The 18,569-nt window shown below is 71.9% G+C and carries 12 protein-coding genes; 8 read left to right on the top strand and 4 right to left on the bottom strand.

Annotated features, from left to right (window positions below):
- Positions 1-83 precede the first annotated feature (83 nt).
- The 3 genes from IE308_RS12645 to IE308_RS12635 all read right to left on the bottom strand — a co-directional run bounded on the left by IE308_RS12645 (position 84) and on the right by IE308_RS12635 (position 6,041).
- Entirely contained in the window at positions 84-2,204 is a 2,121-nt protein-coding gene (locus IE308_RS12645; protein WP_190217954.1) for a GAF domain-containing SpoIIE family protein phosphatase, read from the bottom strand.
- Between the two features lie 12 nt (positions 2,205-2,216).
- Positions 2,217-4,667: a SpoIIE family protein phosphatase gene (locus IE308_RS12640; RefSeq protein ID WP_229908848.1), complete on the bottom strand. Its 2,451-nt coding sequence runs from the start codon at positions 4,665-4,667 to the stop codon at positions 2,217-2,219.
- Between the two features lie 153 nt (positions 4,668-4,820).
- Positions 4,821-6,041, bottom strand: coding sequence for a metallophosphoesterase (locus IE308_RS12635; protein WP_190217953.1), 1,221 nt, complete (start codon positions 6,039-6,041; stop codon positions 4,821-4,823).
- 233 nt (positions 6,042-6,274) lie between these two features.
- On the opposite strand from IE308_RS12635, the gene IE308_RS12630 reads away from it, so the two are divergent.
- Complete coding sequence (locus IE308_RS12630; RefSeq protein WP_190217952.1) at positions 6,275-6,661, top strand: BlaI/MecI/CopY family transcriptional regulator; 387 nt, start codon at positions 6,275-6,277, stop codon at positions 6,659-6,661.
- 6 nt (positions 6,662-6,667) lie between these two features.
- Complete coding sequence (locus IE308_RS12625; RefSeq protein WP_190217951.1) at positions 6,668-7,606, top strand: M56 family metallopeptidase; 939 nt, start codon at positions 6,668-6,670, stop codon at positions 7,604-7,606.
- Positions 7,607-7,646: 40 nt separating this feature from the next.
- Here IE308_RS12625 and IE308_RS12620 read toward each other — a convergent pair whose 3' ends face one another.
- Complete coding sequence (locus tag IE308_RS12620) at positions 7,647-8,102, bottom strand: tellurite resistance TerB family protein (protein WP_190217950.1); 456 nt, start codon at positions 8,100-8,102, stop codon at positions 7,647-7,649.
- Between the two features lie 256 nt (positions 8,103-8,358).
- On the opposite strand from IE308_RS12620, the gene IE308_RS12615 reads away from it, so the two are divergent.
- The 6 genes from IE308_RS12615 (at position 8,359) to IE308_RS12590 (ending at position 18,549) form a co-directional block, all read left to right on the top strand.
- Positions 8,359-9,954, top strand: a complete 1,596-nt coding sequence (locus tag IE308_RS12615) for an alpha/beta hydrolase domain-containing protein (protein WP_190217949.1) — start codon at positions 8,359-8,361, stop codon at positions 9,952-9,954.
- 112 nt (positions 9,955-10,066) lie between these two features.
- Positions 10,067-10,840, top strand: coding sequence for a restriction endonuclease (locus IE308_RS12610; RefSeq protein ID WP_373314494.1), 774 nt, complete (start codon positions 10,067-10,069; stop codon positions 10,838-10,840).
- Between the two features lie 118 nt (positions 10,841-10,958).
- A complete protein-coding gene (locus IE308_RS12605; RefSeq protein ID WP_110626461.1) occupies positions 10,959-11,969 on the top strand; it encodes a LacI family DNA-binding transcriptional regulator in 1,011 nt (336 codons plus the stop codon).
- Positions 11,970-12,372: 403 nt separating this feature from the next.
- The gene (locus IE308_RS12600) at positions 12,373-12,510 is read left to right on the top strand and encodes a hypothetical protein (protein ID WP_190217948.1); all 138 of its coding nucleotides are present in this window, start codon (positions 12,373-12,375) and stop codon (positions 12,508-12,510) included.
- Positions 12,511-12,685: 175 nt separating this feature from the next.
- Entirely contained in the window at positions 12,686-16,972 is a 4,287-nt protein-coding gene (locus IE308_RS12595) for a discoidin domain-containing protein (protein ID WP_190217947.1), read from the top strand.
- 164 nt (positions 16,973-17,136) lie between these two features.
- Positions 17,137-18,549, top strand: coding sequence for an extracellular solute-binding protein (locus IE308_RS12590; protein WP_190217946.1), 1,413 nt, complete (start codon positions 17,137-17,139; stop codon positions 18,547-18,549).
- Positions 18,550-18,569 lie beyond the last annotated feature (20 nt).

Genomic DNA, 18,569 nt, shown 5'->3' with positions numbered 1-18,569 from the left:
CCCGAGTCCTCGAAGAATCATTTTAGGACCGGTGAGCGTCGGAGGCGCGCCGGGCGATACGGCCCGCTGCCCGGTCGTCCGGGTCAGGCGGGCACGGCGCTCGGCCGGAGCAGGAGCAGGGCGACGTCGTCGATGCGGTCGTCGACGGCGCGGACGGGTGCCGTGAGGGTCTGCGCCAGGGCCGGAAGACTCAGCGGGCTGTTTCCCATGTCGTGTGCGAGCCGTGTGATGCCGGCGTCCAGCGGGTGGTCGGGGGTTTCGATCAGGCCGTCGGTGAACAGCGCCAGCACCGCTCCGGCCGGCAGCGGGAGGGTGCGGGTCGGGTAGGTGGCGGCCGGGTCGATGCCGAGCAGGACCCCGGGCTCGACCTGAACGACGCTCGTCACCCCGTCGGGGCGGCGCAGCAGGGGCGGCAGGTGGCCGGCGGAGGCGATGCGGACGCTGCGGGCGGCGAGGTCGATCCGGGCGTACAGGCAGCTGGTGAACAACCCGGGATCCAGGTCGATGAGCAGCCGGTTGGTGCGGGCGAGGACTTCGTCGGGGGCGGCGCCGGCCGTGGCGTGGGCGTGGATCGCCGTGCGGACCTGGCCCATCAGGGCGGCGGCGGCCACGTTGTGGCCCTGGACGTCGCCGATGACCGCCGCGACGGTGGTGTCGTCGAGACGTATGAGGTCGTAGAAGTCGCCGCCGATGTCCATGCCGTGCGTGGCGGGCAGGTAGCGGGCTGCCACCTCCAGACCCGGCACGACCGGCAGTGTGTGGGGCAGAAGGCCGGTCTGCAGGCTCTGGGCGAGCGCGTGCTCCGTGTCGTAGAGGCGGGCGCGGTCCAGGGCCTGGGCCATCAGCCCGGCCAGCGAGGTCATCGCGGCGCGTTCCTCGGGTGCGAAAGGATGTGGCCGCTGGAACGCCAGGACGCAGGTCCCGACCGGCCTGCCGGACGCGATCAGCGGCAGGAACGCCCAGGCCGCCATCCCGTCGGTGCGGTCGCCGCGGGCAGGAAAGACCCGCTCCAGCTCCTCCCGGGACGAGAAGAAGCCGGCGGTCCCTTCCGTCAGCGCGCGGACACCGGGGGTCGGCGAGGTCAGAGGGGTGCCGTCGAACAGGTCCATCGTTTCGGGCGGGTAGCCGTGGTAGCCCACGATGCGCAGCCGGCCGCCCTCGGTGACGAGCATGGCCAGGGCCTGAGCGCCGAACGCGGGCAGCACCGTGTCGGCCACCAGCCGCACCACGTCATCGGCGCCCGCTGCCTCGCTCAGGGCGCCGGCCAGGTGCATCAGGTGGTACAGCGCCCCGACCCGGACCGGCGCGACCTGGGGCGGAGCGGGCTGTGCCGGCCCGGCCGCCTCGCCGTCCACCGTGCCGGGGGCGTGCGTGATGCGCACGCTGATGCCGGTTCCGTCGGGGAACAGCTCGAAGCACAGCACCACCCCGTCGGGCCGCCGGGCGGTGAAGGAGGTGGGACGCCGGCTGATCAGAGCGGCACGGTAGCGGTCCTCGTAGACCGGATCGTTGAGCCACGGCAGCACCTCCCACGGCGGGGCGCCCAGCAGCCGTCGCTCACTGGCGCCCACCAGGCCGGCCGCGGCGCCGGTGATGAACGTGACCCGCCCGTCCAGGTCGAGCGCCACGCCTGGCTCGGGAAGCCGCTCGGCATACCTGGCCGCGGCATCGTCCGGCGCCTTCCCGTCGTCGGCGGCCGGGTCGGCCAGCGTGCGCGCCGCGGAGCGTGGTGCCAGTGGCTGCCCTGTCTGCTCCGCCGCGGCCAGGACGTGGCCGAGGAACGCGCACACGGACGCGATACCGGCCCGGACCGCGGGCACCAGGTCGTGCCGGGGCCCGGGCCACAGCAGCAACAGCGCGCCCACGACCCTCTCGCGGTGCAGGATCGGGGCGCCGGCGAGGGCGAAGTGGTAGGGCAGCACGAGCGCCGCCCGTGGATAGCGGCGTGCCAGCTCCTCGTGCGAGGCGACCCATACCAGGTCACGGGAGCGTATGGCGTCGGTGACGGGAACCGGGTAGGCGAGGGAGATCCGGTGCCACGGCTCGGCGAAATGTGCCGGTACCCCGGTCATGACCTCCAGCGTGAGGACGTCCTCGCCGGGCGGGAGCACGTACACGCCGGCCGCGTGCGCCCCCAGGTCCCGCACCGCCTCCACCAGGAGGTGGTCCAGCAGGCGCCGCCCCAGGTCCGGGCCCTCAGTCAACCGCTCGCTCCCTCATCCCGGGGCGGGCACTTCCGCCCAGATGATCTTGCCGTCCGCCGTGGGGCGGGTGCCCCAGCGCGCGGCGAACTGCGCCACCAGGAAGAGACCGCGGCCGCCTTCCTCGCCGAGTGTGGCCCTGCGCAGGTGGGGGGCGGTGCTGCTGCCGTCCGAGACAGCACAGACAAGGCGGTTCTCGGTCCGGATCAGCCGCAGGGAGACGGGGCCGCGCGCATGCCGGATCGCGTTGGTGACCAGTTCGCTGACGATCAGTTCCACGGCGAAGGACAGATCCTCGAGCCGCCACTGGGCGAGGCGCTCACCGGTGAGGGACCGGGCCCGCCCGGCCGACTCCGGGTCGAAGGCCAGCTCCCAGGAGGCGATGTGGTCGGCAGGCAGCGGGCGGGGGCGGGCGACGAGGAAGGCGACGTCGTCCGGCGGGTGGTCGGGCAGCAGGATGCGTTCCATGGTGCCGGCGATCTCCTCCAAGGGGCGATCCGGATGGGCGAGCGCGAAGCACAGCCGCGCCATGCCGATGTCCGTGTCCGACTCGGAGGCCATGATCAGACCGTCGGTGTAGAGGGCCAGGACGCAGTCGTCCGGGATGTCCATCTCCACCGATTCGAACGGCATGCCGCCCACACCGAGCGGCGGGCTGACCGGGATGTCGCAGAACTCCACCGGCCTGTCCCGGTGTGCGAGGGCGGGGAGCGGATGGCCCGCGCTGGCGAAAGTCGCACGGCGCGTCACGGCATCGTAGACGCCGTACAGGCAGGTGGCGCCGACCACACCCTCCGCGCTGAAGGGGTGTGCCGTCTCGGCCTCTTCTGCCAGACGCTGGACGAGGTCGTCGAGGTGGGCCAGCAGTTCCTCGGGAGGCAGGTCCAGGTCGGCCAGTGTGTGCACGGCTGTGCGCAGCCGGCCCATCGTCGCCGCGGCGCGCAGACCGTGGCCGATCACGTCGCCGACCACCAGCCCGACCCGGCCGCACGCCAGGGGCAGGACGTCGAACCAGTCACCGCCCACTCCGGCCTCCGTGTCGGCCGGCAGATAACGGTAGGCGGCCTCCACAGCGGCGTGGGCGGGCAGCTCGTGCGGCAGCAGGCTGCGCTGCAGCATGAGTGCGGAGTGGTGCTCCCTGGCGAACCGGCGGGCGTTGTCGACGCACACAGCGGCCCGGGCTGCGACCTCCTCAGCGAGCAGCAGGTCGTCCGGGGTGAAGGGCTCAGGGTTGCGCCACCGCATCAACGTCGCCACCCCCATGGTCACGCCCCGCGCGCGCAGCGGGACCACCATGTGGGAGTGGATGCCCAGCTCCCGCATGCGGGTGCTGCGCACGGCGTCTTCCACCAGCCAGGAACTGGAATAGGACAGTACGGCGTCCATTACGGGCTTCTCGCTGCCCAGACAGCGCCATTGCGGTGACCCCTGCGCATATCCGACCGTGGCGCCGGGCGGGACGACGGCTTCGGGCAGGTCCTCGCGGACGGACCGGTGGAACGCCCGGCGTACGTCACCTGTGCGGCCGACGGAGCGGACGTCGGGTTCCCTGCCGTCCAGCACGGCCCCGAGCAGGTCCACGGCGATGAAGTCGGCCAGCTCGGGCACCAGGACCTCGGCGAATTCCTGCACCGTGCGGTCGAGGTCCAGGGTGCTGCCGATCAGGCCGGCGGCCTCGCTCAGAAGCGCCAGCCTGTGCCGCGCCCGGTACTGGTCCGTGACGTCGACGGCCTCCTCGCACACGCCCAGAGTCCGGCCGTTCGCATCCTGCAGCCGGTAGTAGGACAGCGACCACACGTGTTCACGGCTCGGATCCGCGAGGGTACGCCCCTGGTACCGGAGGTCGACGACGGTCTGCCCGGTGGTGAGCACCTCCCTCATCAGCTCCGTCACCGTGGGCGGGTGTTCGGCGGAGAGCACCCGGCTGCCGGGGTACAGCTCGCCTTCACTGCGTCCCAGATACTGCGTGAAGTCTCCCGGCAGCTCCTCCCGCGCCGCGGCGTTGGCCCAGGCCACCCGCAGATCGGGTCCGTAGATGGTCAGCGCCACCGCGGATTCCGCGGCCAGGCCCTGGAGCATGGCCTGGCGGAGCTGCCACTGCGCCTCGTCCTCGGCGTCCGCGAGCAGCAGGAGGAAGGCTGTGCCCGCCGCCTCGGCCGGCAGCTCGTACAGCGATGTCGCCGTGCGCAGGTGGTGTCCGGCCCGGTGCCGCAGAACGGCGTGACCGGGCTCTCTGCCGTCCGCGTGCACGCGGAGCCAGTCCTCGCGCGTCCCTTCCGGACCGGCCGACAGCGCGCCGATCGGCCGGCCGAGCATGTCCTTCGCGTCGTAGCCGAGCAGCCGTTCAGCCTGCGCGCTCCAGCCGGTCACACATTTCCCGGTGTCGAGCGTGACCACGGCGGCCCGTGTGACGCTCAGCGGGTCGCCCCGATCCTCCGCCCCAGGGGTGGCTGCCGATGTGGTCACTGCACGTCCGTCCTCGCTGTCACTGCGGCCCCCGGCGTGCAACCGCGTGCTTCCTTCAAGGATCGGCTCGCGCGAGCGGAGGCACAACGCCTGCGATCGGGCCGCTCGACGGGGGCAGGGCGGCGTGCCACATCCGGCCGCCCGGATCACGTGTTACGGCGACGTCGGCGGGTGCGGCGAGCGGAGCACGAGCAGGGTGATCTCGCTGGGGGCGAAGACGCGGAACGGCGGGCCCCAGAAGCCGGTGCCGCGGCTGGTGTAGAGCAGGGTGCGGGAGCCGTGGCGGCTGAGACCGGCGACGGCGGGCTGGTCGAGGCGGACCAGGTGGTGGAAGGGCCAGATCTGGCCGCCATGGGTGTGGCCGGAGAGCTGGAGGTCCACGCCGGCGGCGGCCGCCCGGTCGACGAACTTGGGCTGGTGCGCCAGCAGCAGGACGGGCAGGCCGGGGTCGGCGCCGTCCAGGGCTCCGGCGAGGTGGGCGCGGTGGCCGGCCAGGCCGGAGGACTCGGCGGTGACGTCGTCCACGCCGGCGACCACGAGGGTGTCGCCGCCGCGTTCGAGCAGCACATGGCGGTTGCGCAGCGGCTCCCAGCCCAGCTCGTCCATCAGGTCGACCCAGCCCTGGGCCTCGCTGTAGTACTCGTGGTTGCCGGTGACGTAGACCCGGGCCCGGGTGGCCCGCACGGTACCGAGTGGGGTGGCCTGGGCGCGCCGGCGTTCGGCCGTGCCGTCCGCGATGTCGCCGGTGTGGCAGACCAGGTCGGCCTCCAGGCCGTTGACCGTCTCGCACACCCGTTCCGACCAGCGGGCGCGGTCGAGGGGGCCGTAGTGGGTGTCGGTGACGAGGACGACGCGGAGGCCGTCCAGCCCGGCACCCAGGCGGGGGAGGTGCACGTCGACGCGCCGCACGCGGGGCACGCGGCGGGCCTCGGCGTACCCCCAGCCGAGCAGCGCGGCGGCGACGCCGAGGACGGCCCACGTGACGATCCGGGCGCGGTCCTGGCTCTCGCCGACGCCGGTCACGGTCAGGGCGAGCCGCAAGAGGACGCCGAGGAGGACGGACCAGGTGAACAGCACCCAGCTGGTGCCCAGCAGGGGGTCACCGACGATCGCCGCCCGGTCCTGCTGGCGCCGGCCGTGGCCGCGCACCATCGCGAGCGGCATCGATATCAGGCCGAGGACGAACACGGCGGTGCCGGCCAGTGTGACGGGCAGCGGCCAGTGCTGGCCGGTGTACAGCAGCACCCAGCAGGGCACGGCCCACAGCAGGACGGGGGCGATCAGCGGGATGTAGCGCATCAGGCGGTGCAGCGGGCTCTGCCGCGGCGCTCGCGCTTCGCTCTCGGCGGGCCGGGTGTTGCTGGTGTCGGTCACGCTTCCCCTCCCTGACCGGGCTGCCGTCTCGCGCAATTCTGGCATCCGGGGGGCGTGTGTGTGCCCGTGGGAGCTGTGCTCGTCCCTCTCGTCGCGCGGACGCCGACGTCCGGAGGGACGTTCCTGGCTGTCGGCGGGCCGTGGCGGCCAGTCCTCCGCTCGGCGGGTGCGCGCGCTTTGCGTCCCTACGATGAACGTCGCGTGACCCCCGCGCGCTGGAAGGGAGGCAGGGTGTGACGGATCGGCGGCGGGCCCGCAGGCGTGGGCAGGGCGAGCTGGAGGTGCAGGTCCTGTCGGCGCTGCGCGAGGCGGACGGGCCGGTGACGGCGGGCCGGGTGCAGGAGCGGCTCGGCGGGGACCTCGCCTATACGACGGTGATCACCATCCTGACCCGGCTGCTGGCCAAGGGGGCGGTCACCCGGGAACGGGTGGGCCGGTCCTTCGTCTGGACCGCGGCCTCGGACGAGGCGGGGCTGGCCGCACGGAAGATGCGCAAGGTGCTCGACGCGGAGCGCGACCGCGGGGCGGTGCTGGCCAGCTTCGTCTCCTGCCTGGACCCGGAAGACGAGCGGCTGCTGCGCGATCTGCTGGAGCAGGGCGGGGCCGGGGGAGACGACTGAGGCCACATGGGGGTGTTCGTCTTTCTGCCGCTGGTGCTGCCGTTGACCGCCTGGCCGGTCGCGCGGCTGGCCGAGCAGCATCTGCATCCGCGGACGGCGACCCGGTTGCTGACCGGCGTGTCGGGCGTGATGGCGCTCTGCAGCACGGTCTGCCTGGGCCTGGTGATGGTGGTCGGCACCGCCCAACTGCCGGGCAATCCGCTGCCCGACGGCTGGTCGGACCGCGAGGTGCGGGAGGCCGTTCCGTACGACGAGGTGGTCGGCAAGGCGGCGATTCCCGCACTCGTGGCGGTCGTTGTGCTGTGCGCACGGGTGCTGTGGCGGCACGGGAAGGTGCGGAGGCAGGTGCACCGGGCGCTGGCCGGGTTGCCCGGCGCATCGGAGGTCGCGGTGCTACCCGACGACACGCCGTACGCGTTCGCCGCGCCCGGCGGGGAGCGGGGCGGCCGGGTCGTGGTGACCACCGGACTGCTCGGCCGGCTCGCGTCCGGGGAGCGGCGCGCGCTCTTCGCGCACGAGCGTGCCCACCTGGCGGCCCGTCACCACCGCTTCGTGCTGGTGGCGCAGCTGGCGGCAGCCGCCAACCCCTTCCTGCTGCCGCTGCGTACGGCGGTGTCGTACACCACCGAGCGGTGGGCGGACGAGGAGGCCGCCCGCGCGGTCGGTGACCGCCGGACGGTGGCCCGCGCGATCGGCAGGGCGGCGCTGGCCGCACACGCCGTCCCGTGGCCGACGCCGGCCGGCCTCGCCGCGCCCGGGCCGGTGCCGCGCCGGGTGGCGGCCCTGCTCGGCCCGGCGCCCGCCGTCCGCGGCCGGCCTTCGCTCTTCACCGCCGTCGGGCTGGCGGCCTGGACGGCGGCCGCCGGTACGGCCGTATCGGCGATGTCTTCCGCGAACTGCACGGTCACGATGGTGGTGATCCTGCACGCGGCGACTCCGCTCTGACCGGGAGCGGGCGGTCGGCAGGCCGCCCGCAGGGCTCCGCTCAGAGATCGAACTCGTGCGGCGGCAGGTCGAGCGTGAAGCACGCCTCGCGGACCACGGCCTGCTCGTCCTTGTCGAAGTCGCCGTCGGCGCCGCCGATGACGATGCCGATCTGGATGACGGCACGGGCCTCGGCCGGCTTCTTCTTCGCCTTGGCGACCTCCTGGAGCACGCTCACCTTGCCGAAGGCGAAATCGGCGGTCAGCTTGTTCAGGTTCTCCTCGAAACGGCGGCGCAGGTCCTCGGCGTCGAAGTTCTGCAGCACCTCGTTGGTGGCGATGAGCTGCGCCACCCGCTGCCGCTCGGACGGGTCGACGGTGCCGTCCGCCGCCGCCACCAGGGCGCACATGGCCATGCTGGCGTCGCGGAAGGCACCGCTCTTGAGGTCGTTCTTCTTCGCCACGAGCTGGGTCTGCATCTGCGACGCGGACTCCTTGACGCGGTCCCACAGGGCCATGAGCACTCCATACGGTCGATCGAAGGCCCGGCCCGCCCCGGCGGCAGGCCGTCGGCCGGTTGTCTCTACAGCACCGTAGAAACTCGTGGGGAGGCGGGAAAGTTCCGGGTGTTCCGCGGATGTTCACCGGCCCGCGGCCCGTGCCGCGGCGCCGAACCGCCTCGGCCCACCGGTGGATTGGCCGATGGCAGAGCGCCGCCGCCGCTCGACACTGCGGTCTCAGCCCATTGGGACCCCGCACTCACGGAGGCAACCCGTGCGTCTGCTTGCCCGGTCATCCCGGCGGTCCGTCACCGCCACCGCCCTGGGCGCGCTGCTCTGCGGCGCCGCCCTCGGCCCCCTGCCGGCCACCCCCGCGTCGGCCACCCCGGCCGCCAGGGCCACTCCGGCCCAGGCCGTGCCCGCCCCGGCCACTCCGGTCGCGGCCTCCGCCGCCACCGCCGCGAGCCCCACCGTCACCGTCCCTCCCGCCGGCAGCCACGGTTTCCCGTTCCTCGCCGCCGCGGAGGACCTCGGCTCCTTCGGCTACACCGAGAGCGAGTTCTTCCTCTCGGGCACCGCCACCTCGTACGCCAAGTACGGCCTGTGGACATCGGACGGACGGTGGACCGTCCGCGCGTCCGGCACCGCCCCCTACAAGACCCGCCTGCTGGTGCGCCGCCCCGCCGACCCGGCGAAGTTCAACGGCACGGTGGTCGTGGAGTGGCTCAACGTCAGCGGCCAGATCGACCTCTCCCCGGACTACTGGTTCGAACGGGACGAGCTGCTGCGCCAGGGCTACGCCTGGGTCGGCGTCTCGGCGCAGGCCGTCGGCGTCAACGGCGGGCTCGGCGAGATCAAGGGCCTGAAAGGCTGGGACCCGGCGCGCTACGGCAGCCTGGTCCACCCCGGTGACGCCTTCGCCTACGACATCTTCTCCCAGGTCGGCCAGGCGCTGCGCGCCCCGAACGGACCCGACCCGCTCGGCGGGCTCCCGGTGCGGACGCTGCTGGCCGACGGCGAGTCGCAGTCGGCGGGCTTCATGACGACGTACGTCAACGCCGTCCAGCCGGTGAGCAAGGTCTACGACGGCTTCATGGTGCACAGCAACAGCGCGGTCGCCGCCCCGGTCAGCGGCGTCCTCGCCGACACCCTGCTGATGCCGAACCCGTCCCGGATCAGGACCGACCTGCCCGTGCCGACGTTCGTCGTGCTCACCGAGACCGATGTGCCGGGCGCCGCGATCGCACGACAGCCCGACACGGACAGCGTCGTCCACTGGGAGCTGGCCGGTACCGCGCACGGCGACCAGTGGGCCTTCGACGCCGGTGAGGCGACGGTGCGGAAGTCGGCGGGCCCGGCCGCGCCCTCGGCCGACTGCGCCGCCGGTTCGGCCCCCTTCAACGACGGGCCAGGCCACTGGGCGATGAACGCGGCACTGCGCCACCTGGCCGGCTGGGCCCGGGGCGGGCCCCGGCCGCCGAGCGGCCAGCCGCTGGGCACCGTCCTGCGCGACCCGGCCACCGGCCTGGCCACCGGGGGTGTCCGGCTGCCCGACGTCACGGTGCCCACCCGCACGCTCAGCGGCGCGCGCGACACCACCGGCAGCGGGGTCTTCTGCGGCCTGTACGGCGCCCGTGACCCGTGGAACGGCGACGCCGACGCCTGGGACCGGCACGACGACGGCGACCCGTCCGACCCGTCGTTCCCGCCCACCGCGGAACCGGTCCTCAACCGGCTCTACCCGACCCACGCCGACTACGTGGGCAAGGTGCGCGCGGCCGCGCAGCGGTCCGTCGACGCCGGGTACCTGCTGCCGGAGGACGCCACGGCGATCGTCGCAGCCGCGCAGACCTCGGACATCGGAGGCTGATCCCGGACCTCGTCGTGGTGCGGCGTCGGTCACGCATCTGATCACACAAGCGTTTCGTGGGCAGACGCTAGTGATCGTGACGTTCCGTCAAACCAGGGGAGGGGGCCATCTCGTGACCATGCCCGCACGCCGCATACGACCGGATACCGGTCGCCGGTCGTTCGATCTCCGGGCGACCGCCTGGTTCTTCGTGCTGCTCGCGCTCGTCCTGTGTGTCCTCGGCTTCGTCGTCCGCACGGTGGCCGAGACCGCCGAGCGGCGTCCCGCCTGGGTGGTCGTCCTGTGCGTGACGGGCCTGGCCGCGGTCCTCGCCCTGCGGCGACGGCGGCACCGCCTCTCCGCCCGGACCGCCCGGCGGGCCGCCGAGGCACTGGAGGAGGGCGCGCTCACGGCGCTCGAGGAGTGGGAGACACCCGTGACGGACGCCCCGCCCGTCCTGCAGGCACCGGCTGCCGCGGCCGGCCCGGGCCTCGTCGCGTACGACTACGCCGCGCTGGACGCCGACGAGTTCGAGCAGGCAGTCGCCGAGCTGTGCGCGCGGGACGGCTGCACCGGGGTCGAGGTCGTCGGCGGCGCCGGCGACCTGGGCGCCGATGTGCTGGCCGTCGCACCGGACGGGCGGCGCGTGGTCATCCAGTGCAAGCGGTACGAGGACGGGCACCGGGTCGGATCGCAGGACCTGCAGCGCTTCGGCGGCACCTGCTACACCGTGCACGAGGCCGACGTGGCGGCCCTCGTCACCACCAGCGACTTCACCGCCCCGGCAATCGAGTACGCCGAGCACTGCGGCATCCTGTGCGTCGACGGGGCGGCCCTGCGAGCCTGGCAGGAGGGCACCGGCCCGGCGCCCTGGACGTACGCCGGCGACGTCGGCGGGGGATGCTGACCCGGCACGGCACGGATGACGCCCGCCGGTTTCGCTTGCAGTGTCTTGCGTACGGAACCCTCCGGAGGCCCGCAGCACGCCGTAACCCGCTTGCGCTTCTTGCGCTAGCCTTGCGTGCATGACGCGACGACTTGCCCAGGTTGCCAAGAAGGTGGGGGTCAGCGAGGCGACGGTCAGCCGGGTCCTCAACGGCAAGCCGGGTGTCTCGGAGGCGACCCGTCAGTCCGTGCTGACGGCGCTGGACGTGCTGGGCTACGAGCGGCCCACGCAGCTGCGCGGCGAGCGCGCGCGTCTGGTCGGTCTCGTGCTCCCGGAGCTGCAGAACCCGATCTTCCCCGCGTTCGCGGAGGTGATCGGCGGTGCGCTGGCGCAGCAGGGCCTGACGCCCGTGCTGTGCACGCAGACGCAGGGCGGTGTCTCCGAGGCCGACTACGTGGACCTCCTGCTCCAGCAGCAGGTGTCCGGCGTGGTGTTCGCCGGCGGACTGTTCGCGCAGGCCGACGCGCCGCACGAGCACTACCGGCAGCTGGCCGAGCGGAACATCCCGGTCGTGCTGATCAACGCCTCCATCGAGGGCCTGGACTTCCCCTGCGTCTCCTGCGACGACGCCGTCGCCGTCGAGCAGGCCTGGCGCCACCTCGCCTCACTGGGCCACGAGCGGATCGGCCTCGTCCTCGGTCCCGGCGACCACGTGCCGTCCAACCGGAAGCTGGCCGCCGCCCGCGCGGTGGCGGACGCGGCCGGGACCGCGCTGCGGGACGACTTCGTCGTACGGTCGATCTTCTCGCTGGAGGGCGGGCAGGCGGCCGCCGCCCGGCTGCTCGACCGGGGCGTCACCGGGATCGTGTGCGCCAGTGACCCGCTGGCCCTCGGCGCGATCAGGGCCGTACGGCGGCGGGGTCTGTCCGTGCCGCGGGACGTGTCGGTCGTCGGCTACGACGACTCCGCCTTCATGAGCTGCACCGAACCGCCGCTGTCCACCGTCCGCCAGCCCATCGAGGCGATGGGGCGTGCCGCGGTCGAGCTGCTGTGCGCCCAGATCCAGGGCACCCAGGCGCACCCCGGGGAGCTGCTGTTCGAGCCCGAACTGGTCGTCAGGGCCTCCACCGCGCAGGCCCCCGCGAGCTGATCCCCCTCGCTCTGCGCGCCGGCGCCCCGCCTTCCCGGGGGCCGGCGCTTTCGTCTGTCCTCGGCCGTCGGGCGTAACGCTCTCTGCTGTCACGGCCGTTGACAAAGCCGTCACCGGAGAGAAACCTGTCACTCCGGCGATGCAAAAACTCGATGACTCAGCTCAATTAGTGGCCAATTGTCGGTGTTCCGCCGCATCGCAGCTCCTCTCATCGGAGTCACGCCGCGCCGATGAGTGTCCGGATCATGGAGAGGCCCATGACGAGACGAAACCATCCCACCTGGCGGCACACGATCGGCAGACCGGCGACCGCCAGTGGCACCCTGGCCGGTTACCCGGCCGCCCAGGTCACCGACGGAAGCCGGCAGATGTACTGGGCGGGCCCGCCCGGGGCGTTCCTCGGGTGCCCTTTTCGGGGCAGACGCTCGTCGTCGGCAACGCACCCGGTGTCACGATCCGCGACACCGAGATCCATGACTCGACCTACGACGGCATCCAAGTGACCGAACCCGGCTCGCGGTTCGTCATCGACCACGGCTGACGCCGGCAGCCCGGTACGGCGGTCCGCACCGGGCGGACCGCCGCCTCGGCATGCCCGCTGACCAGCAGGAACGCCGGGACAACTGATGCCCCGCGATCCGTAGACGTCCGGGCGATCCTCTGCAACTCTCTGAGCCGCACGCGCAAAAAAACGACACCTCAGAGATCGGGGATCGATGAGCATCCGCAGATGGAGATCGCGGGGCCTGAGCGCCGTGATCGTGACCAGTCTTCTGGCGCTGGGCGGCCCGGCGCTGACAGCCCGGGCGGCCGGCGGACCGAACATCGCGCTCGGGGACGCCGCCTCGGCGAGCAGCGCGCACAGCGGCTACGGCGCACCGAACATCACCGACGGCAATCAGGGCACCTACTGGGAGAGCGCCGGCTCGGCCTTCCCGCAGTGGGTGCAGGCCGACCTCGGCACCACCGAGCGCGTCGACGAGGTCGTGCTGAAGCTGCCCGCGGGCTGGGAGAGCCGCACCCAGACCCTCTCCGTGCAGGGCAGCGCCGACGGCACCAGCTTCAACACGCTGAAAACCTCCGCGTCGTACACCTTCAGCCCGGCCTCCGCCAACACCGTGACGGTGGCCTTCCCCGCCACGCAGACCCGTTTCGTGCGCATCGCCGTCACCGCCAACACCGGCTGGCAGGCCGCGCAGCTATCGGAGCTGGAGGTGCACGCCGCCGACGGGTCGTCGGCCAACCTCGCCGCCGGACGCACCCTGACCGCCAGCAGCACCACCCAGGTGTACGCCGCCGGGAACGCAGGCGACGGCAACCGGGCCACGTACTGGGAGAGCGCCAACAACGCCTTCCCGCAGTGGCTCCAGGCCGACCTCGGCTCCTCCCTGCGTGTCGACCGGGTCGTGCTGCGGCTGCCCGACGGCTGGGAGTCCCGCAGCCAGACGCTGAAGATCCAGGGCAGCGCCAACGGCACCGACTTCACCGACCTGACCGCCTCCCGCGCCTACGCCTTCGACGCGGCGAGCGGGAACTCCGCGAGCGTCACCTTCGACGCCGCCACCACCCGCTATGTGCGCGTCCTGGTCACCGCCAACACCGTCCAGCCCGCCGCCCAGATCTCCGAGCTGGAGATCTACGGCCCCACGACCGGTGACACCCAGCCGCCCAGCGCGCCCGCCGGGCTGGCGCTCACCGAGCCCGCCACCGGGCAGATCCGGCTGACCTGGAACGCCGCGACCGACAACGTCGGCGTCACCGGCTACGACATCTACGCCAACGGCACCCTGCTGAGCAGCGTCGCCGGGAACGTCACCACGTACACCGACACCCGCCCGGCGGCCGAGACCGTGTCGTACTACGTGCGGGCCCGGGACGCGGCCGGCAACCAGTCCGGCAACAGCAACACCGTCACCCGCACCGGCGACCGCGGCGACACCCAGGCCCCGACCGCCCCGGCGAACCTCGCGTACACCGAGCCCGGCGACGGCAAGATCAAGCTGACCTGGACCGCCTCCTCGGACAACGTCGGCGTCACCGCCTACGACGTGTACGCCAACAACACGCTGCGCGGCAGCGTCGCCGGTGACGTCACCACGTACACCGACACCCAGCCCGCGACGAGCACGGTGACGTACGCCGTGCGGGCCAGGGACGCCGTCGGCAACCAGTCCGCGCCGAGCAACAGCGTCACCCGCAACGGCAGTGGCGGCCCCGGCTCCGATCTCGCCGTCGGCAAGCCGATCAGCGCCTCTTCGGTGGTGTACACCTACGCCGCCGAGAACGCCAACGACAACAACGTGAGCACGTACTGGGAGGGCGCGGGCGGCAGTTACCCGAACACCCTCACCGTGAAGCTCGGCGCCAACGCCGACGTGGACCGGCTGGTGCTGCGGCTCAACCCCGACGCCGCCTGGTCGAAGCGGACGCAGACCATAGAGGTGCTGGGCCGGGAGCAGAGCGCCTCCGGCTTCACCTCGCTCGTCGCGGCGAAGAGCTACACCTTCGACCCGGCCGCCGGCAACAGCGTCACCGTGCCCGCCTCCGCCCGGGTGGCCGACGTGCAGCTGAGGTTCACGGCCAACTCCGGCGCCCCGGCCGGGCAGCTGGCCGAGTTCCAGGTGATCGGGGTGCCGGCGCCCAACCCGGACCTGGAGGTGACCGGGCTGACCGTGTCGCCCGCCGCGCCGGTGGAGTCGGACACCATCAGTGTCTCGGCGACCGTGCGCAACAGCGGCCCGGCCGAGGCCCCGGCGAGCGCCCTGGCCGTCCGGCTGGGCGGCACCAAGGTCGCCACCGCGCAGGTCGGCCGGCTCGCGGCCGGCGCGCAGACCACCGTCACCGCCTCGCTCGGGCAGCGGGACGCGGGCACCTACCAGCTCAGCGCCGTCGCCGACGAGGGCAACGCGGTGATCGAGCAGAACGAGTCCAACAACACTTACACCAGCTCCACTTCGCTGGTGGTCAAGCCCGTCGAGAGCGCCGACCTGGTCGCCTCCTCGGTGACCACTGCGCCGTCCAGCCCGGCCGCCGGTGACGCCGTCACCTTCAAGGTCGCGCTGAGGAACCAGGGCAACAAGGCCACCACGAGCGGCAGCCACGGCGTCACGCTGACCGTGACGGACGCCCAGGGGGCCACCGTCAAGACCCTGACCGGCGCGTACACCGGCACGCTTGCCGCCGGTGCCTCCGCCGGCGTGGACCTCGGCGCCTGGACCGCCGCCAACGGGTCGTACACCGTCAAGACCGTCATCGCCGACGACGGCAACGAACTGCCCGTCAAGCGCGCCAACAACACCGCCACCCAGCCGCTGTTCGTCGGACGCGGCGCCCACATGCCGTACGACATGTACGAGGCGGAGGACGGCACGGTCGGCGGCGGTGCCACCGTCGTCGGGCCGAACCGCACGATCGGCGACGTCGCGGGAGAGGCGTCCGGCCGCCGGGCCGTGACCCTGGACGCGACGGGGGAGTACGTCGAGTTCACCACCCGCGCCGCGACCAACACCCTGGTCACCCGCTTCTCCATCCCGGACGCCGCGGGCGGCGGCGGCACCGACGCCACGATCGACGTCTACGTCGACGGCGTCCTCAAGAAGGCTCTGCCGCTCACCTCGAAGTACGCCTGGCTGTACGGCGCGGAGGCCTCACCCGGGAACTCCCCGAGTGCCGGAGCCCCGCGGCACATCTACGACGAGGCGCACCTCCTCCTCGGTGAGACCGTGCCCAAGGGCAGCAGGATCCGGCTGCAGAAGGACGCGGCGAACACCTCCACCTACGCCATCGACTTCGTCAGCCTGGAGCAGGCCACGCCGGTCGCCAACCCCGACCCGGCCGCGTACGCCGTGCCGGCCGGCTTCACGCACCAGGCCGTGCAGGACGCCCTCGACAAGGTCCGCATGGACACCACCGGCAAGCTCGTCGGCGTCTATCTGCCGCCCGGCGACTACGAGACGGCGAGCAAGTTCCAGGTGTACGGCAAGGCCGTGAAGGTGGTGGGTGCCGGGCCCTGGTACACGCGGTTCCACGCGCCGGCGGCGCAGGAGAACACCGACATCGGGTTCCGGGCCGAGGCCACGGCCAAGGGCTCGCTGTTCCAGGGCTTCGCCTACTTCGGCAACTACACCTCCCGCATCGACGGACCGGGCAAGGTGTTCGACTTCTCCAACGTGTCGGACATCGTCATCGACGACATCTGGGTCGAGCACATGGTGTGCCTCTACTGGGGCGCGAACACCGACCGGATGACGATCAGGAACTCCCGGATCCGGGACACGTTCGCCGACGGCGTCAACATGACCAACGGGTCGACGGACAACCTCGTCGCCAACAACGACGCCCGGGCCACCGGTGACGACAGCTTCGCGCTGTTCTCGGCGATCGACGCGGGCGGCGCGGACGAGAAGAACAACGTCTACGAGAACCTGACCACCACCCTGACCTGGCGGGCGGCGGGGATCGCCGTCTACGGCGGCTACAACAACACCTTCCGCAACATCCACATCGCCGACACGCTCGTCTACTCGGGGATCACCATCTCCTCCCTGGACTTCGGCTACCCGATGAACGGCTTCGGGACCGAGCCGACGACCTTCGAGAACATCTCCGTCGTCCGGGCCGGCGGCCACTTCTGGGGGCAGCAGACCTTCCCCGGCATCTGGTTGTTCTCCGCGTCCAAGGTGTTCCAGGGGATCCGGGTCAACCACCTCGACATCGTCGACCCGACGTACAGCGGAATCATGTTCCAGACGCAGTACGTCAACGGACAGCCGCAATATCCCATCAAGGACACGGTGTTCACCGACATCTCGGTCACCGGTGCCCGCAGGAGCGGCGACGCCTTCGACGCCAAGTCGGGCTTCGGGCTGTGGGCCAACGAGATGCCCGAGCCGAACCAAGGCCCGGCCATCGGTGAAGTGACGTTCAACGGGCTGGAGTTGAGCGGCAACGCGGTCGACGTCCGCAACACCACCTCCACCTTCAAGATCAACATCAACCCGTGACACCCGGCAGCCCGGAAGCCTCGCGCTTCCGGGCTGCTGTCGGAAATTTACGCAAGTCTGCGCGAGATATTGCGTTCACTTGTCGGCGGTGGTTGAGTGTGCGGCGCCCCACACCGCACCGGCGACGGGGCCACCTCACGTTCACCGCCCGAAGGGGACCACCCATGAGAACAGCCCGGCTCCGCCGTACCCGCCGCACCGGCGCGATCGCCGTCGTCTCCGCCCTCACGCTGACCGCTCTCGCCGCCTGCGGCACCAGCAGCAGCGACAACGGCAGCGGCAACTCCGGCAGCGGGTCCTCCGACCCGGCCGCGCCGCTGAACCCGAAGACCAAGGTGACGATCACGATCGACTGCATGCCGCCGGCGGCCAAGGCGGCCGAGCTGAAGGAGTGGAAGGAGGACGTCGCCGAGTTCCACAAGACCTACCCGAACGTGACCATCGAGGGCCGCTCCACGCCCGGCCAGTGCCTGGAGCCGCCCCGCTTCACCGCGATGCTGAAGGCGCACTCCCAGCCCGACGTCTTCTACACCTACTTCACCGACCTGCCGCAGGTGCTCGACAACGACGGCGCCGAGGACATCACCGCCTACGTCACCGACAAGACCGTGCCGCTGCTGAAGGACATCGACCCGAACGTCCTCGCCTCGCTCAAGCACGACGGCAAGCTCTACGGGCTGCCCACCAGCAACTACACGATGGGCCTGCTCATCAACCGCAAGCTCTTCCAGCAAGCCGGCCTCGACCCTGACAACCCGCCGCGCACCTGGGACGAGGTCCGTGCCGCCGCCAAGAAGATCGCCGGACTCGGCGACGGCATCGCCGGCTTCGGCGAGTACAGCGCCGCCAACACCGGCGGCTGGCACTTCACCGCGCACATGTACAGCCGCGGCGGCGACATCGTCGACGCGACCGGCAAGAAGGCCGCCTTCGACAACGCGACCGGCCGCGAGGTCGCCCGCACCCTCCACGCCATGCGCTGGGAGGACGACAGCATGGGCAAGACCCAGCTGCTGAAGTGGGGCGACCTGCAGAAGCAGATCGCCACCGACAAGCTCGGCATGTTCCTCGCCGCCCCCGACGACATCGCCTACATGGTCCAGCAGCTCGGCGCCAAGTACGAGAACTTCGGCATGGGCCCCATCCCCGGCGAGAAGGCCACCCTGGCCGGCGGCAACAACTACATGATCAAGAAGGGGATCTCCGGCGACAAGATCAAGGCCGCGATCGCCTGGCTGAACTTCAAGAACCTCACCGTCGGCAAGGGCCAGTTCGACTGGGCCCGCACCAAGGCCGACAACCTCCCCGTCGGCGTCCCGCAGCCCAACTTCTGGCTCGGCGAGTCGAAGAAGAAGGATGACGGCGCCCGCCTCGCCAACGCCACCATGCCCGTCGCCAACTTCAAGACGTTCATGGACAACCCGGTCCCCGGAAAGGCCGAGCCGCCGAAGGCCCAGGAGATCTACAAGGTCCTCGACAACGTCATGTCCGGCATCCTCACCGACAAGGACGCCGACATCGACAAGCTGCTCTCCACCGCCGCGGACCAGGTCGACCAGGTCCTCGCCAATCAGTGACCGGCACGCACCGAGGAGCG

The sequence above is a fragment of the Streptomyces griseosporeus genome (assembly GCF_014656055.1).
Classification (GTDB): Bacteria; Actinomycetota; Actinomycetes; order Streptomycetales; family Streptomycetaceae; genus Streptomyces; species Streptomyces griseosporeus.
This window is presented reverse-complemented; position numbering and strand designations above follow the sequence as displayed.

Coding starts and splice junctions, on each gene's coding strand:
- IE308_RS12625 (WP_190217951.1), top strand. CDS start 6,668: ATGGGGGTGTTCGTCTTTCTGCCGCTGGTGCTGCCGTTGACCGCCTGG.
- IE308_RS12620 (WP_190217950.1), bottom strand. CDS start 8,102: ATGGCCCTGTGGGACCGCGTCAAGGAGTCCGCGTCGCAGATGCAGACC.
- IE308_RS12605 (WP_110626461.1), top strand. CDS start 10,959: ATGACGCGACGACTTGCCCAGGTTGCCAAGAAGGTGGGGGTCAGCGAG.
- IE308_RS12595 (WP_190217947.1), top strand. CDS start 12,686: ATGAGCATCCGCAGATGGAGATCGCGGGGCCTGAGCGCCGTGATCGTG.
- IE308_RS12590 (WP_190217946.1), top strand. CDS start 17,137: ATGAGAACAGCCCGGCTCCGCCGTACCCGCCGCACCGGCGCGATCGCC.